At 38.0% G+C, this 15,934-nt stretch carries 22 protein-coding genes and 1 pseudogene; 5 read left to right on the top strand and 18 right to left on the bottom strand.

Annotation, left to right across the window (positions count from 1 at the left end; translation table 11 throughout):
* Positions 1–36 precede the first annotated feature (36 nt).
* The 3 genes from FS458_RS09055 to FS458_RS09045 all read right to left on the bottom strand — a co-directional run bounded on the left by FS458_RS09055 (position 37) and on the right by FS458_RS09045 (position 2,276).
* Positions 37–483 (bottom strand): hypothetical protein, encoded by a 447-nt coding sequence (locus FS458_RS09055; protein WP_144699667.1) that lies wholly within the window; start codon positions 481–483, stop codon positions 37–39.
* Positions 484–586: 103 nt separating this feature from the next.
* Positions 587–1,447: an aminoglycoside phosphotransferase family protein gene (locus tag FS458_RS09050; protein ID WP_144699665.1), complete on the bottom strand. Its 861-nt coding sequence runs from the start codon at positions 1,445–1,447 to the stop codon at positions 587–589.
* Positions 1,404–2,276, bottom strand: coding sequence for an alpha/beta fold hydrolase (locus tag FS458_RS09045; RefSeq protein WP_144699663.1), 873 nt, complete (start codon positions 2,274–2,276; stop codon positions 1,404–1,406). Before FS458_RS09045 ends, FS458_RS09050 begins: the two co-directional genes overlap by 44 nt.
* Positions 2,277–2,418: 142 nt before the next feature.
* Between FS458_RS09045 and FS458_RS09040 the strand changes: the two genes are divergently transcribed.
* Entirely contained in the window at positions 2,419–2,733 is a 315-nt protein-coding gene (locus FS458_RS09040) for an ArsR/SmtB family transcription factor (protein ID WP_144699661.1), read from the top strand.
* Between the two features lie 39 nt (positions 2,734–2,772).
* Entirely contained in the window at positions 2,773–3,294 is a 522-nt protein-coding gene (locus tag FS458_RS09035; protein ID WP_144699659.1) for an SRPBCC domain-containing protein, read from the top strand.
* A gap of 48 nt (positions 3,295–3,342) precedes the next feature.
* Here the strand turns inward: FS458_RS09035 and FS458_RS09030 are convergent, their stop codons facing one another.
* The 5 genes from FS458_RS09030 to FS458_RS09015 all read right to left on the bottom strand — a co-directional run bounded on the left by FS458_RS09030 (position 3,343) and on the right by FS458_RS09015 (position 5,500).
* A complete protein-coding gene (locus tag FS458_RS09030) occupies positions 3,343–3,801 on the bottom strand; it encodes a hypothetical protein (RefSeq protein WP_144699657.1) in 459 nt (152 codons plus the stop codon).
* 18 nt (positions 3,802–3,819) lie between these two features.
* The gene (locus FS458_RS21010) at positions 3,820–3,954 is read right to left on the bottom strand and encodes a hypothetical protein (RefSeq protein WP_255548949.1); all 135 of its coding nucleotides are present in this window, start codon (positions 3,952–3,954) and stop codon (positions 3,820–3,822) included.
* Positions 3,955–3,964: 10 nt separating this feature from the next.
* Complete coding sequence (locus FS458_RS09025) at positions 3,965–4,432, bottom strand: hypothetical protein (protein WP_144699655.1); 468 nt, start codon at positions 4,430–4,432, stop codon at positions 3,965–3,967.
* A gap of 82 nt (positions 4,433–4,514) precedes the next feature.
* On the bottom strand, positions 4,515–5,282 hold the full coding sequence (locus tag FS458_RS09020) for a slipin family protein (protein ID WP_144699653.1): 768 nt from the start codon (positions 5,280–5,282) through the stop codon (positions 4,515–4,517).
* Between the two features lie 11 nt (positions 5,283–5,293).
* Entirely contained in the window at positions 5,294–5,500 is a 207-nt protein-coding gene (locus FS458_RS09015) for a hypothetical protein (protein WP_144699651.1), read from the bottom strand.
* A 130-nt stretch (positions 5,501–5,630) separates the two neighbouring features.
* Here FS458_RS09015 and FS458_RS09010 point away from each other — a divergent pair, with 130 nt between their 5' ends.
* On the top strand, positions 5,631–5,864 hold the full coding sequence (locus tag FS458_RS09010; protein WP_144699649.1) for a hypothetical protein: 234 nt from the start codon (positions 5,631–5,633) through the stop codon (positions 5,862–5,864).
* Positions 5,865–5,878: 14 nt separating this feature from the next.
* On the opposite strand, the gene FS458_RS09005 is transcribed toward FS458_RS09010, so the two are convergent.
* The 8 genes and pseudogenes from FS458_RS09005 to FS458_RS08970 form a co-directional block, all read right to left on the bottom strand.
* Positions 5,879–6,439, bottom strand: a complete 561-nt coding sequence (locus FS458_RS09005) for a GNAT family N-acetyltransferase (protein WP_144699647.1) — start codon at positions 6,437–6,439, stop codon at positions 5,879–5,881.
* A 9-nt stretch (positions 6,440–6,448) separates the two neighbouring features.
* Positions 6,449–6,793 carry a hypothetical protein gene (locus FS458_RS09000; RefSeq protein WP_144699645.1) on the bottom strand — a complete coding sequence of 115 codons (345 nt, stop codon included), beginning with the start codon at positions 6,791–6,793 and terminating at the stop codon, positions 6,449–6,451.
* Positions 6,790–7,188, bottom strand: a pseudogene (locus tag FS458_RS08995) (DUF4279 domain-containing protein). Before FS458_RS08995 ends, FS458_RS09000 begins: the two are co-directional and overlap by 4 nt.
* A gap of 36 nt (positions 7,189–7,224) precedes the next feature.
* On the bottom strand, positions 7,225–7,728 hold the full coding sequence (locus tag FS458_RS08990; RefSeq protein WP_144699643.1) for a DinB family protein: 504 nt from the start codon (positions 7,726–7,728) through the stop codon (positions 7,225–7,227).
* Positions 7,729–7,785: 57 nt separating this feature from the next.
* Entirely contained in the window at positions 7,786–9,054 is a 1,269-nt protein-coding gene (locus FS458_RS08985; RefSeq protein ID WP_144699641.1) for a hypothetical protein, read from the bottom strand.
* Positions 9,054–9,278: a hypothetical protein gene (locus FS458_RS08980; protein WP_144699639.1), complete on the bottom strand. Its 225-nt coding sequence runs from the start codon at positions 9,276–9,278 to the stop codon at positions 9,054–9,056. The genes FS458_RS08985 and FS458_RS08980 overlap by 1 nt, the downstream gene beginning before the upstream one ends.
* Before the next feature lie 22 nt (positions 9,279–9,300).
* A complete protein-coding gene (locus tag FS458_RS08975) occupies positions 9,301–9,609 on the bottom strand; it encodes a hypothetical protein (RefSeq protein ID WP_144699638.1) in 309 nt (102 codons plus the stop codon).
* 26 nt (positions 9,610–9,635) lie between these two features.
* The gene (locus FS458_RS08970; RefSeq protein WP_144699636.1) at positions 9,636–10,466 is read right to left on the bottom strand and encodes a nucleotidyltransferase domain-containing protein; all 831 of its coding nucleotides are present in this window, start codon (positions 10,464–10,466) and stop codon (positions 9,636–9,638) included.
* Between the two features lie 151 nt (positions 10,467–10,617).
* On the opposite strand from FS458_RS08970, the gene FS458_RS08965 reads away from it, so the two are divergent.
* Together FS458_RS08965 and FS458_RS08960 are read left to right on the top strand one after the other, a co-directional pair.
* On the top strand, positions 10,618–11,037 hold the full coding sequence (locus FS458_RS08965) for an SRPBCC family protein (protein WP_260858526.1): 420 nt from the start codon (positions 10,618–10,620) through the stop codon (positions 11,035–11,037).
* Positions 11,038–11,364 carry an ArsR/SmtB family transcription factor gene (locus FS458_RS08960; protein WP_144699632.1) on the top strand — a complete coding sequence of 109 codons (327 nt, stop codon included), beginning with the start codon at positions 11,038–11,040 and terminating at the stop codon, positions 11,362–11,364.
* Between the two features lie 33 nt (positions 11,365–11,397).
* Here the strand turns inward: FS458_RS08960 and FS458_RS08955 are convergent, their stop codons facing one another.
* Positions 11,398–13,881 carry a restriction endonuclease-like protein gene (locus FS458_RS08955; RefSeq protein WP_144699630.1) on the bottom strand — a complete coding sequence of 828 codons (2,484 nt, stop codon included), beginning with the start codon at positions 13,879–13,881 and terminating at the stop codon, positions 11,398–11,400.
* Positions 13,850–15,883 (bottom strand): McrB family protein, encoded by a 2,034-nt coding sequence (locus FS458_RS08950; protein ID WP_144699628.1) that lies wholly within the window; start codon positions 15,881–15,883, stop codon positions 13,850–13,852. Before FS458_RS08950 ends, FS458_RS08955 begins: the two co-directional genes overlap by 32 nt.
* Between the last annotated feature and the right edge of the window lie 51 nt (positions 15,884–15,934).

Here is a 15,934-nt window from a genome sequence, read left to right as displayed (position 1 = left end):
AACAGACCGTTGATGGGTTACTTTTTCGTTTAACGTCTATTTGACTTTAATAAAGAACACATGGCTTGCTGATCCGCGTTTCCAATTTCCGTGCGTACTCACCGCATAGGTTCCACTTTCTTGAGGGGCTACAATGGTTCCATCCTCCAAATTCACACTTTTGGGATCTGACTGACTTTTAAACCAAACCATTACTTCTTTAGATATTTTAACAGGCTTGCGATTATAGGAGATCTCAATTTTCTCTCCTGGCGCAACGGTAACCGGCTCAATATCGTTCATCATAAACGGTTCAACCATATCTCTGCACTCGCCATTTAAAAATCCATCCCAACAATAACTGCCTTGCTTAACGGGAATCGTGATGTTTGTTTCTGTTTTAGCACTTGCTGATGGTGGTTTAGCGTTCAGGATGTAGTACGTAAAGAAGCCTGAAATCAGTATAAGAGTAAGAACAAGACCTATGAGACCTTTTTTAGCCATTTTACTCCCCCTCTAATAAACTCTATATATCATTAGTCGTAAAAGTAAACTTATTGTTTCGCGAATACAGCCCATTATTTGTTAAATGAAAATAATTCACTTCCTAATTAAACTTCTCCAGTATCTCTTTCCAGTAAAACCAAGCTTTTACGTATTCATCAAAATCGTTCGGATGATGTTTCTTACATGCTGCCAACCTATGATATAAGCCAATTAGCACGTTTTCATATATTGCCAAGATTTCATGCTCCACACCTACACTTAAACAATCTGCAGCGGCATCAAACGTTTCTATCGTTAAGTCATCTGGTGAAGAACAAAATGCGTAAATTAAATCATACAGAGGGTCTCCGATTACAGGACAAGGATCTATTATTCCCGTTAGCTCGACGTTAGCAAAAATAAAATTATGGATGCCTAAATCTCCATGCAGTAAATAAGGGCTTATCTTACTTTTCTTATGCTTCTCCATAAGGTCAAACACAAGTTTATGATCATTTTCTTCTAAATATGTATCTATGATCAGCCTCGCTTCTTCTGTTCTATTGATAAGAAAAGAATTCCAAGAATGTGTTGGTTCATCTGCCCATCCCCAACCATTAAAATCAGTTGCCATCTTATAGTGATTTATAAGCTCATGAACCAAGCTTTCAAGTATTTCTCTTTTGTTTCCTCTGATATAAGTGATAGCTCCCTCAATAAACGAATAGACAAAGTATTTATTGGTATTTTCAACATATTCAATATCTGGTAAGATCTCCACGTGATTATAGCTTTTAAGATATAGAACCTCTGATTGAACGATTTTAGGATTATTTATTTTCAAGGCATATTTTTCTCCATTTGAAGTTTGTAGGAGATACAATTCGCTGACGGTACCACCAGACAAAGGCTTATATACAGTAATGTCCGAACTCAGTTTATTTTCTTTGTTTAATTTGCTGATAATCTCTTGAATATCCATGGTTCTCTCCTATAGTTTCTTTTGTTGAGTACAACCAATCTCCAACTAGTTGTTGAACAGTTCTTCGCTGCTCAATATGTAGCATGTGACCTGCAAGATCCAATATCACTCGGTTTGAATGAGGGAACTTGTCCAACATAAACTGATAATCTTGATAGCCACAAATATGATCTTGTTTTCCGAGTATAAGGAGTACTTCTTGCGGTAAGCAGGATACATCAGAAAACGGTTCCTGCGAAAGAAAATACCCTTTCTCTCTCCAGTCCGAGGTTAGAAATTTACGATTTGCTAATAGTCTTCCTGGTTGAACTTCTTCTAAAAAGCATTTTAGGTTCTCTTCATTTTGATAAATCATTAAGGTTTCAAAAGCAACCCTCGTATCCACATCTAGTGCGTTTAGTATTGAATGGTTCTTTTCGAGCAATACTTTTTCAGGCACGATTCGCTCTTTTAGATGATGAATAGCTGGAGCTAATAATACAATTTTTTTTACATGTTTCCTTTTTATGTGAACGATCCCTTGCGCCAGATATCCCCCATATGAAGCACCAAGCAATGCAAATTCATTATTCGAAAACACTATATCTATAAACTCTAGTACGTTTGAAAGTATGTCATCGGTTGATTTAACTGTTGAATCAATCTCACTGTGCCCGTGAGCAGGTAGATCGACATACACTCTTTGATAACCACGCTTGTTTTTGAATATGGGTTCCAGCCAGCCCATCATAGCACGATGGTCGGTTCCCATTGAGTGTAAAATGATTAAGGGCATCCCTTCACCGATTACTTCATAATGAATGCTTCCTCTTTTAACCTTACAAAGCATGAACGCCAACCTACCTTCTGAAACTGTGATCCATGTTAATAAAACACCTCAATTTGCAAATCATATCGAAAGGTTATTTTAAATATTCCCTTACAAGAATATTCCTTATGAGTTATATTGATTATGAAAGGAGGTACAGTTTATGGGCGAGCAACTAACAACATTGCATGCACTTGCCGAGCCCAATCGCTTTCACATTGTTGAGCTTTTGAGAGTTGGTCCTCTTACTGTAGGGGAAATTGCGGACAGCCTTAAGCTGCGCCAACCACAGGTATCGAAGCATCTACGTGTACTTAGTGATTCTGGGCTTGTTGAGGTTCAACCTATTGCGAATCGTCGAATCTATAAGCTGCAGTCACAACCTTTCTTAGAACTAGAAGAATGGCTTGATACCTTTCGAAACATTTGGGAAGATCGGTTCGACCGCTTAGATGAATATTTAAAAGACATGAAATAAACGATATTTAGCACTACATAAATGAAGGAGGAATTAAAAATGACTGTTGAAAACAAAACGAATCAATTAACTTCTAAAGTAGAAGGAAATGTATTGGTGTTAGAACGCACCTTTAATGCACCTCGCGAACTTGTGTTTAAAGCTTTTTCTGAAGAAGAACATTTGAAGCGCTGGTGGGCTCCTGGTGGCTGGACAATGTCGATCAAACAGTTCGAATTCCGTCCTGAAGGCGTTTGGCATTATTGCATGAAATGCACAGATGAGAGTCAAGAATACTTCGGACACGAATCTTGGGGCAGAGCGGTATTTCATGAGATCGTCGCACCAGAAAAAATCAAGAGCGTAGACGCGTTTTCTGACGCTGAAGGTAATATTTCTGAAGAATTGCCTCAAACAAAAGTTACATTAACATTTGTTTCAGAAGGCAACCAAACAAAACTGATCAACCGTGCAGAATATGCTTCTGCTGATGATGTGAAGACCGTTCTAGACATGGGTATGCTCGAAGGTGTAACAATGACTTGGAACCAGCTGGAAGAATTATTAGCAGAGATGAAATAAGTAATGAAGCGAAGAAAGCTATATGCTTTTTTCGCTTTTTTATTTATTTTAAACTCTAAACAACTCAAACTCACTTAAAAATTCATAGATCTCGTTACGAGCATCTTCTACATTCCCATAGTAGCCATCAACTGCCATATCCCACTTATCTGTTAGATTAATAATCGACCTTTCAATATCCTCACAGCTCTCTGGGATGTGACCAACAAGACGATACATATATGTACATATTTCCATTACATCACTCGTGTGAATTAGTTCGTCATGAAGTAGACTCAGAATTCCTTGAATGGGAATCGCCTCATCACACTCTCCTTTGACATCGGTTAACTTTGAACATACCGAAGCTATTGTTGATTTAGAAGATAACGAGATTTCAAGGATTTCGTAAGGAGGCTGATCCAACTTCTCAATTAATTGATCTGCCCACTTGATGACATTTTTCACTTGAAAGAAGCCGATAAAGAGACCTAAACGATAGATTTCAGCTTGAACTTTAATCTCCATAACACGCACCTAAACCATTCAATATTTTTCATTGATCTCTTTCAACAACTCTATGATTTCTTCATTTTGTTTATTGTTCTTTCTAAGTTGTATATCAATGCCCAGCAAAGTAAAAAACACGGTAACAATGATTGCAATTCCCGCAATATACATTTTAGTTCACCTAGCCTTCCATAAATTTTAACATTTGTTGAATTGCACCAAGGTGATAGGCAGAGTGCGCCAACGAACCTACTAATTCATTTGCCAAGTCTTCAGTCCACTGGATATGATCAATCTTTTCTAAAAGACGTTGATATTCATTTATCAATCCTTCTTGTATGGAAAGCCACTCATCATCGCTAACTGTTTGAATTTCCCAGCTTTTATTCCAATCCATTGTAGGAAATGTTCCTTCATACAACCATTCATTGGTTCCCCACATATGGTATCGAACGTGATCGGTATGAGCTGCGAGTGTTGTTCCATAGATTTGTTTTGATACATCAGCACCAGTTAGATGCGACAAAGCTCCAAATATACCTGAGTCTGGTTTTGTATTCGTAAAATAGCTTACAGTCACTGGCTTTGGTGGCCCTTCAAATCCTTCTTGTAAGATTTTTTTCAATCCCGCTTCTAACGGATGATTCACACAAACCACTCCTCACGTATTCCTTCTAACTCTTTCCATAAAAAAGTGCACTTCTCCTTCTAGAAGAAATGCACTTTCTTTGTTACGCGTTGGATTTCTCTTTTGTACTGTGATTGCCATCTGCCATATCGATTACAAACGTATTGCCTTTCGCGTTCTCGATCGTCTTCATCAAGCGAAGTTTTGCTAGCTCTGGGTTGTTCTCCAGCATTTTAGCCGTATTTGCTAAACTTCTTAACGTTGCTGCTTCTCCTCTTGCTCTTTCCAGTGAAGACTGCGCTTCTTTTTTCGCTCTAATTATTTCAAGGAATGCTTTTTTCAGTTCAGCAGATAACATAGTATCTTTTATGTCTACTGAGAGGATGAATAATCCAGCAAACGTATTATCAACAAGAAGTTGTTGCAGCGAATCATTTACTTCATTCCGCTTGCTCAACAGGTCATCTAATTCTAACGAAGATACTACATCACGCAGTTTGAGCTGCACGTTCATGTACACATGCTCTTCATAATCTTCATATTCAGAGATTAGAATTTGTGGATCTGTAATTTGATATTTTACGGCAACACTAATCTTTACACTAAGTTGATCAGCCGTTAATAACTCTTGCCCGTTCAGCTGCATAATCGTCGGTCTCATGTCAAAAACCGTGATTTCTGTAGAGGCTGGAGAATACTTATGCTTGCCTGGGCCTACAATCTCCTGAAAAGCCCCATATTTAAACTTCACACCACGCTCATATTCGTACACCGTAACCGAAGCAAAAAATTTCTTAATGATAGATAGAATGGCAAAAACAACAATAAACACAAACCCAATGACTACAAGATATTCTAAAAATGATTCCATCCTAATTCCCCTTACTTTAAATACGTGTAAAACCACCCAACAGACAAGGAGAAAACAATGGAGGTCTTACCTGCAAAATTGTTCAATCCTAAAAGCCATTGAGTGGCTTCATTTAGGGCTTCGAACCCAAACTGGTTCCACAGCGGTATACCAGTTGCCAAAGAATGAGAAAGCCGATCAGCAACACCGTTTAAAGATTTTAAACGAAGGCTTTGCATTTCTCCAAGAATTAAATTATATCAAGATATTTAGGAAAAAAGTACATCATTTAGAAAAAATTGTTCTTTAAAATCAACATGTAAAAGCTTAAAGTTAAAATATGGAATTTTGGTTAGAGGAGGAAAAGAAATGGACAACTGGGTGTTTGTGTTTATGGCAAATATTTTCGGAGGGATTATCGTATTTTATGCTCTCATGTTTTTGTTAAGTTTAGGAGGAGGATCAATGGATACCGCATTCTTCATAGGAATTTTCCTATTTGTTCAACTCAGTTTTATTACAACAATTCTATTTCAAGTGTTGCACAGAGTTAAGAAGTTGGAGAAGCAACAGATGGTTCAGAGTGAGCAACAAAAAAGCTGATTATTCACGAATAATCAGCTTAAGTAATCTTCTCGAAGTATTCCATACACCGCACAGTCCTTATACTGATTCTTCGCATTACGAATCATGTGACGGATTACGCCTTCTTGTTCCATTCCAACTTTGGTCATTATCCTACCTGAAGCAGGATTGTCGGTATTATGGGCCGCTGAGATCTTATGGATGTTCATCTGACGAAAACCAAACTCTACTATAGCTTGTAGCGCCTCGGTTCCATAGCCTTGATTCCACCACTTGAACCCAAGCGAATAGCTTACCTCACAGTTATCTGTCGAGCTATCAAAATCGTACAGATCGATTTCTCCAATCAGTTCACCTGATTCTTTCAACTCGATTCCCCAATAACAAAAGTCCCTATTTTCATACTGACTCACAATCTTTGTCACACGCTCTTCTGTTTGAGCGACATTCGTGTGAGCAGCGTTCACCCGATTGTCTGCCACCCGTTCGTCTGAAAGCCAATGGTCAAATACGCTTTGAGTGTCGTATTGTTTCAAAGGACGAAGAAGTAATCGGTGTGTTTCTATTAAGGGAGTTCCTGAGTAGTTAATCATTTATACACCTCATTCAATCCATACTCCAGCTTTCATCTTCTGAAACCAATCCTGCATCCAATCTTCAGGCATGGATACTGTGTTCAAATCTAATACTTTTAATTGTTTAAATGTATACGTATTTACTAGGTATAAATCCCACTGACACTCAATATCTCTGGCTATGAAAAAGGTAAGATCTCCTTTTTCATCAAGATCTTCTTCTTCCCACGCCATCGTTAAATTATCGCACCCTTTCGTAAGTTCGTATTGAGAATACTCACTCTTATTCTCACAAAAATCATTTAACAGCTGTTTCAAATTCTCATACGAATACTCGAGATTAATTATAGTCTCATTCCAGTTCCAGTTCATACAAAGTCCACCTCGATCTCTGCTCCGATGTTTGCCGCGAATGTGAGGATGTCTTTCTCTAAATACAAAGCTGGAGCTTGCCCATTTACCATTCGGATTACAATATAGATTATACTCGTTAAGCCAAACTCCGCTTGTAATCCATTAATAATCGAGCATTTATCCCTCAACTGATCCATCACTTGCTGAAGCTGTTCATTCACATCGAGCGAGTATTGGTAGTTTGTTCCGTAATCTCAGCTTGTTTCTTTCCTGCGAAGCGAAGAGTTGGCTGAAATTGAATCTCCTTTTTTATAGCTTTCTGTTGGGGTGATTTCTAGTCTTCTCGTCACTTCATTTATCGGAAAATCATCGCCAAAAAGGGAGAAGTACACTTTCACTTGTGTCTCGTTCATAGCATCTCCTAGCAATCCATTACTTGTTTTTTCAATTTAAAAAGGTGGATTTTCTACACCCAAATGAATCCAGTCTTCTTTCGGTGGTCCATAAACCCCAAAAGGTTTAATTCCCGCTTGACGCATTAGGATTGTTAATTGTCCACGATGGTGAACAATGTGCTTGATGAGTCCCATCAGAATCTGAGCGTTTGATTCTTCTCTACCGAAGGCCGTTTGCATTTCTTTCAAGCTTTCGTCTGTCCATTGCTCTTCAATGGCTATCGTTGCAGCAGAACTTAAATCTTTAAAGGTGTCAGCTATCTCTTTTGCTGATGGTGGAACTTCTTCTGTATGTTTTACTTCATCAACTTTCAATCCAAAATGAGCTAAGTACTCTGGAATATTAGTGGTTAGATGCCAAGCGATTCTTCCTAACGTACGTCCTTCTGGGTAAACTTTCTGTTGCAACGATACATCGGTTAAACCATCTAACACCTTTTGCGTTAGCGTTGCTTCGCGATTCCATTCTCGAATAAAGTCTGCAATGGTTATATACATATGTAAGACCTCCATTTTCTGTATGATATAAACCTTAACCTGGTGAGAAAATAGAACTTATCCTAATTCATCTAACAAAACCACTTCACCCGTCTCAGCGTTCACTCCATGATGACTGTCTAATTTACCGCATAGAATATACTGCTTCTCTTCATCGTCATACACATAAAAAGGCTTAAGCTCAATCAAACCTTTCAATTTCTCATACGCTTCGTCTTGTGTGATCGTTACTACACCAGGTGCTTTAAAGGAATCATACATCTCTAACATGAACTGGTTGTCGATGTAGTTCACAACGTCCATCAAATGTGGATCAAGGAATACTGACAGTTTTCTTTTAAAAACCCGGGTTTCATGTTGATCCATTCCGAGTGTCGCAACTAGAAACTTTTTGTCTCGATGAAGAGTGTTCACACGCCATATCCCAGAGTCTTCTGAATATTCCTGCCGCAACAATCGTTCTACTGCTTCCACACACTTCTTCTCATCTTCCTCCGTAATAGGTCGGGTGGTTGGAGAAGGCGTGCAGGAAAAGGCTTCATCTACGGTAATCTCTTCTTGCAAATCGATTTCTTTACGTTCAAAAGCTACAGTAATTGGCTTGTTCCACTCCAAAATGCGATTCACTTTTTTTGAAGTCCCGCCATCTTGAAGGATTTCAAACGACTTGGTCATCTTATCTTTGTTTCTTATGTAGATCTCTTCCACCGCATACACGGCAAATAGCTTCCTTTGGTCAAACGACGGATATTCAATTCTTTTTACTTGTTCCTTAGCGATGTGTTCTTCTTCCTCTAAAGAAAGGCTATTGGTTTCACGTATTACCTGATCACCTGTCGGAAACTCTCCATGAACTGAAAAGAAGGTCAGTTCTCGATTATCATTCCATTTCACTTCAATGTAACCAGCCGGTGAGACAGGAATACCGGCTATAAAAGCTCTAAATTCTATTTCATTATCTGTTTCGTTATGTAGTTGGAACTGCTCGTTATATGTTAATCCGGTTTCTTGTTCGATCCACTTAATGACTTCCTCAGTTCCACCATTAAATGTGATTCCATCTTGTGCATAAGTCTCACCCATAACAAAGATCGCATTCTTCAAGTTTCCGGTGTTCACGTTGTATTCAATGACCGCTGTACCATCAGGATTTGAACCATCTTCATCGGACACCGTTCCATTCGGAAACCACTCCAAACAAAGTGTGTAACTCGTTTCGTTGAAGTGGTTCACGTCCCGCCATAGACTATGATGATGTAAATAGTAGTTTCCTAGTCCGAACGTTGTTTGAGCTTGATCTAAGAATGCTTGTATTCTGCTATCCACTACTCCCGCTCCTTTTGTGACTGTTCCCCCAGTTCTCCCATGACTAAGAATAAGATCCAGACTCCGAGAACGACCACAACTCCGTAACCTACATAATACAAGACCGTATTGATAAACCAGATTAAGGCGCCAAATGGACCAAAACGCTCCAGATCCACTAGACTTAGTGACATAAACCCAAGTCCGACTAGAAATCCATAAAGCAGATGCTGCAGTCTGTTCATCGGAATCCTCTCCTCATTCACCTTACTTCTTTTCTAAATAGATGTATTCATCCACTGTGTTCATAGCAGAAGAGGCTTTTAGAATCTTCATGCCCTTCAATCGGCTGCCGCACTGAAAATGAACGGTGTCATCTGCACCAATCTGAATCTTGTGCGTTGCGCTCTCTACCCAGTCGATCTGCATCTTTACGATATACTCGCCAGGAGCTACATCCAGTTGTTTCGTTTCTCCGTCTTTGATCTGTTCTGTCTTGCTCTCGTTCAAGTAGATATCAAACTTTCTCATCTTGTTCATAAACTGACTGTCTCTCTTAAACACTAATTTCGCCATTTTCGTCCCATCCTTTTCTATGAGTCTTACAAGTTATTACATTCTCTAATTATATACTTCATATAGCTGAGTGCATCATTTCTTCTCTTCCCCATCGAGCCGTAATGCGAGAACTTATTGCCGTTTCGGATCCGCAGTGCTTCTCGGATGATTTGATGATACGCTTCAGGAACCGTTTGAAGTGCGTATTTACCAGCTCCCGCTTTTGAAGTGATGTCTTCTTCTCTTATTGAATAATAAAGTCGCGTCACCCCGAGCACTCCCCACTCGATCATGTTTGCACTCATATATAGTCCTATAAACTGAAGAGACGGAAAACGCTCACAATTTCTCACCCAGTTCAGCCAATATCCGTTAATGTTCTCTATCAAGTTTGATTTCAATTCTGTCCAATCTACAGATAGATTGTATGTTTCGATCGGCAGTCCTTTAACGACGATACCATATGTCTGAAGTTGATACGCGTCGATCCAATTACGGTTAAAAGATTGATAACTTTGAAGCTTTCCTTCATTAAAATACGGACAAGAGGAATCACCGTTATTTTCACTCTCTAGATCTTCTCGCGTCAGATACATGCCATCTAAACTCGGCTTCGGATACTCTTTTCTCATCTCATGATGAATTTCTTTTAATTTCTCTACTTCTGAATGTGTTAGCTTTTCTTTTGTAACCGCGTAAAAGTCGATGTCACTTAATCCTTCTTGGTAAGCTCCAATGGAAACAGAGCCGAATAGGTAAAGTGACTCTAACTTGTTTGGCAGCTTCTTCTCTATTTTTTCAAAGTAAGAATTCAATACTTCCTTTACTTCTTCAGGTATACGTTTTGGTTCATTTCTTGTTTGCGTTTGGGTCATGCCGTTAGCCTCTTTTCATGAACACGTTGTATTCCTATATTTTAGCATATTTATCCAATCACCTCAGAATGAATTGACATACAACCAAAAGGTGTTATATTCTAAACGTACAACCAAATGGTTACATATTCAGATTAGGAGATGAATGCTTGTGTCAACACTACCAGATATTAAACAAACCGCAACCTTTAACGCACCGATTCAAAAAGTGTGGGATTCTGTATCAACATCAGAAGGCATGTCAGCGTGGTTCATGCCGAATGACTTTAAAGCAGAAGAAGGACATGAGTTTCACATCCAGTCCCCTTTTGGTCCCTCACCGTGTAAAGTGCTCGTGATTAATGAACCACATAAGCTTTCCTTTGCATGGGACACAGAGGGCTGGGTCGTTACGTTTTTGTTAGTGGAAAAAGGAGATCAGACAGAGTACACACTGATCCACAGCGGCTGGAAAGAAGAAGACGCGATCGTTGGGAAAGCCAATCAAAAAGCGCAAGATGTGCGTGACCGCATGAACGGCGGATGGGTTGGTATTGTAAATGAGAGACTGAAAAAGGTCGTTGAGGGTTAAATGGCAGCACCAGCAGAAAAACACGATGTCTTTAAAGCAATTGCCGATCCAACAAGACGTGAAGTATTAAGGCTTCTTTCTGAAGATGAGCGGCCGATTTCAGAGATTGTGAATCACTTTGATATGAGTCGAACCGCTGTGACGAAGCATCTTCAGATTTTAACGGAGGCTGAACTCATTTCAGGTCGAAAAGAAGGCCGGGAGAAAATTTATCAGCTGCATCCAGAGCCTTTAACGGAAGTGAAGCAATGGCTAGCTTATTATGAGAAGTTTTGGTGTAATAAGTTGGCTATGTTGAAGCATTATGTTGAAAAAGATAACTCATAACAGATTTAAAAGCTCAAGGAAATATTCCTTGAGCTACTTTTTATTTAAAATATCAATAACTTTCTTGAAAAGCTTGTTTGGATTTAAAACAAATTCAGCCTTATCTATTGACTCAAACTGTGAGTCCACTAAACGTTTTACCTGTATTTCAAACTCGCTTACAGAAACCAATATTTCACCCGATTGTATCTGAACAATCTCTGATGCTCTATCAACATGTTTATGGTTTAAGTTTACTTTAGGATTGTTAGTTAACCTACGCATTGTTCGCCAAACCGCTAACTCATCATTACTTTTCATATAAAGTTCAGGTAATTCTTTAGCTTCTTTCAAAGAATTTAGTGTAGTTAGCATGTATGAAGATATTCCATAACCAACCGGTTTAATTACTTGCTTCAATTCTTTCCAAACAGTCACTGTAAATGTAACCAGTTGTATATTACTACCTGGCGAACTGAACATGATGTCATCAATCTTACCGTAATACTTTACTCCATTATTTTTCGAAACTTTACTAGATAGGTAAAGGGCAACATGCTTTGCCTCTTGCCACCCTTTTTTCAAGTCCTTCACAGCTATTTTAAACGTTGTTTGTAGGATACAATCGTTAAAAACTTCCTCATCACTTACTAAGCCAACCAGAACGGTTTCATCTAATGAAGACTGCCAGCGATCTAATGTACCTCTTGGTAGTATGCCTTCTTCTTGAATTTCTTCAGGACTTTTTTCAATGAGGTGTTCTACAAATTGCTCAACTAACCTTGTTGCATTTGGTAAGAAAGGTAATCCACCAATATTAACGGTCTCAATGCTTTTATAAAATGCATGCTGCTCATACAATTCTTCTTCAAACCAAGGGAATAACACATATGCCCCAAAGGCTGTACGTTCATATGGCCCATCATGCTGAATAACTAGCGCATCTCGGTAACGATGCATCGTGTTTATATCATCCTCCATCGGACCAGGGCTTTTATATCTTTTTCCGTAATAACTATCTTCTACTGCAAAATCAATACGATACTTGGCATCAAAAATATAGTTATAACTGTAGTCCTTGCCTTTCTTCTGAATGCTCAGCATCGTATCTGGTTTCTGTGTGATTGTAGGTAGATGCCTTTCTTCCTTTTGATATTGAAGAATAATCTTCTCTCCTGTATGTGGATGTTGATAAACGCGTTTAGCAGAATTACTACCGTCGAGGTTCACAAACAGTCCTTCTCGATTCACCTTCACCACATCTTGAGATAAGAGTACATACTTCTTATCTAAGAGAGCACCAAGCTTAAGATATGTCCAATACTCATAAAGCTGAGCTACATCTTTAACTGACATTTTATAGATTTGACCATGTAGTTCTAATCCACGGGAAAGTAAAACATAGATTTGAAAAGCTTCTCTATATCCTGGTGCCATCTGAATGACTAAACTCATTACTGAACGATCCAACTTACTAATGGTTTTCCAAAATGGATTTTTAATTCTTTGTTGCAGTAGCTTCTGCATGTCTTTGATCGTCTTAAACACTTCTTGATCTGGTTCTGTTTTGTATCTTCCACTAGGAGCTTCTACCTTTTTAAGCAAATCTTTCAACTTATCTTCAATGCGAATCATCAACCACTTAATAAGACGGTTTTCCATCGTATCAAATGAGTGCTCTTTTTTAACTTGCCAACCTTCAATAGGCATAAGTTGTTTGTTCTCAAACTGAATACCATTTGGAACCTCTTGAAACAATGAAACTTTTTTTCTAAGCTGATTTCGACCGTAAGAGTCCATTTTCTTAATTTGATCACCTCTCACTTTCTGATGAGTGGTAATCAGTTGATGATGCGGCTGTTGTTCAATCCTTTTAATCGCTTGTAAAAAGGATCTGAAATGGTGTTGAATCAATCGATAAAATTCAACAGCACTTGCTTCTCCCTCTACCCTAGTCCTCGCACCAAGATACGTTTTTCGTAAAAAATGAAAAGCTAGATTATAAATTTCTTCATTCACTTCATCTAGTAGCTTTCGATAATCTTCTTTATAATCAAGCTTGGAAGGAAAGATTTCAAAAGTTACAGATAATAAGGTTTTTCCTTGGGTACGAATTTCAAAAGAAGACAAACCGACTTCATTTTGAAATTGTAGACTTCCCATCAGAACCTGTTTTGGACCTACCGGAACACTGCTCACAGCATTTCGTAAAAGATGATGTTCGTGATAGAATTCTAACTCTGAATCTATTTTGGATGTAACGATAATTTGATAGTTTCCATTTTCAAAAAAGATAGGTCTAAATGTTGAGCCAGCTGCTAACACTTGTTGGTCTACATCGAAAACTTTAACAAACTGAAGGGACTTTCCCTCAACCTTAAACTCCATCGTTTCATTCTGCAGTTTCTTCTTATATTGAGACAACCCTTCAAACCGCTGATGATAAGGTTTCCCTTTCATAAAAAGAGTAAATTCATCCGTTTCGATTAATACGAGTTCAACATCCTCACGAACCAACCCAGAAGGAAGTGAAGCCATCTAGCTGATACCTCCTAATCATATCCACAATCTTTTGTGCAGACTTAGGATATATCGCTTTATCGAAATCAGGTAGGACATCTTTATCGTAGACTTGATTTGTACAAATGATATAAAGTCCTTTAAGCGTATCCCATACACGTTCATCACTACCAGAAATTCTAGGGAGTATCTTTTGTAGAATCGATTGATCCATTGCTTCTTCAAATGTCTGTAAGTTATCTTTTTCGCTATAAATCACATAAAAGCAAACCTCATCCCGTACACGATAACCCACCTGTGCACCAATACCTTCCAGTTGTTTGTTAATACCGACTAACACATCCGTTACCTTTTTGATTAAAGCTAAGTTATCTTTGTATGCATCTTTTAAATGCAAGAATTCTCCCGCTAAAGACTGATTTTCAATAGTCAAAGGTTCCTGTTCTTCAAGATCTTCTAAGAAAGCAAAGTGATCTAATTGAACTCTATTAAACTCAATTGTATTCGCACGGTCCAACACCTTTTTACTAAAAGGATGTGTCGTCTCGTCCATATTTACCGTTCCAACAATATAAACATTTGAAGGTAGAATAATGTCTCTGCCCTCCACCTTAAAAGGTAGTACCGGTGTCGTTACAATCTCTTCATTTTCCCATCTTCTACTTTCCATTACACTTAATAAATCACTGAAGTAATATTCGACTCGAGCTAAGTTCATTTCATCCAATAAAACAAAGAAAGGCTTATCCGGTTCATCCATTGCCCTTTCTAGAACTGAAGTTAAAGGACCTTTCTTAAAGTCACCCTTAATATCTACATATCCTAATAGATCAGAACCATCACTCCAGTCGGGCCGAACTGGAATTAAGGTGAACTTACCATTTCTCTCTGTAGCCCCTAAACTCTCAGCAAACCACTGAACCATTTTCGTTTTACCTGTACCAGATATTCCGGAGAGTATAACAAAAGGTTTTGTTTTTAATGACAAGTAAAGATTGATGACTTCTTCTTTTTTGTAGTAGAACCCTTTGCTTTGTATGTAGGAATGACTATGATTAACTAATTCATTTACTTTTTGTTTATTATCATTACTTCCCGCAAAAAAAGAATTTCTAATTTCCATAGGAAAACCCTCTCCGAACATATGATACATTTGCTGTGCAAATTCCTTTGATACAGAATAAAAATAACCTTGTTTAATATCACCATGCTTATCAAAAGGGCCACTTTCTTCAATTCTCCATCTTTCAGGAATGTCTATTTTGGGGATTGGTTTTTCTAAATCAAAATAAGTAACACCTAATAGATTTCCATCTACTTGCCATTCATCTGTTTTTATTTCTTCTGGTTTACCATGTTGTTTAGCTTCTTTGTTCACTATCCCAATACAGCGGATATTCATATTGCTATATACAAAAACTATATCCCCTATTTTTGCTTTTAATAAGTCAATATGATGAGCTAATTGAGTTCCATTCTTTGCTCTTTGGGGAGCCCAAAGATAACCCCCGTTTCTTTCTTGTATATGGGTTTTCCCCTGGTTTACCCACCAAAAGTCATTCATCAGTTTCCTTTTAGTTGGAATTAACTTCACTTTATAGGTGAACGGGTTTTCCGTTTTATAAAACTCCATATATTCTGCTTGTTCTTTTGGTACTTGAACTAACTGTTTTTCATTTTCTACTTTTCTTTCTTTTATGTACTCATAACTATAATTAAAAGTAGATTTAAGAATTTGTTTTAATTCAGTGTTACTGTCATACCTAAGTTGCAATGAATCTACACTAGAACTTTTCTTATCAAAATTAGCTAACTGAGCATCGAACTCTCTGTCATTAATTAATAGCTTAACTTTGCTTTTTTCTCCTCTATTAATATGACTCCCTCGATTAGCTTCTTCAAAATCCTCATGAAATTCTAGAGGAATATGAGAACCATTCAAGAAAATGGACCAGTCTACTTTTTTTCGTGCAATCATCTCATTATTTAGTTTAGACCAACTTCTTTTTTGCTTTATCATATCTATCTCCTGTATGTATAGAGAGTGGTAACAATTAACTCCTCTCTTTTA

This window comes from Fictibacillus phosphorivorans, from assembly GCF_007673525.1.
Classification (GTDB): Bacteria; Bacillota; Bacilli; order Bacillales; family Fictibacillaceae; genus Fictibacillus; species Fictibacillus phosphorivorans_C.
This window is presented reverse-complemented; position numbering and strand designations above follow the sequence as displayed.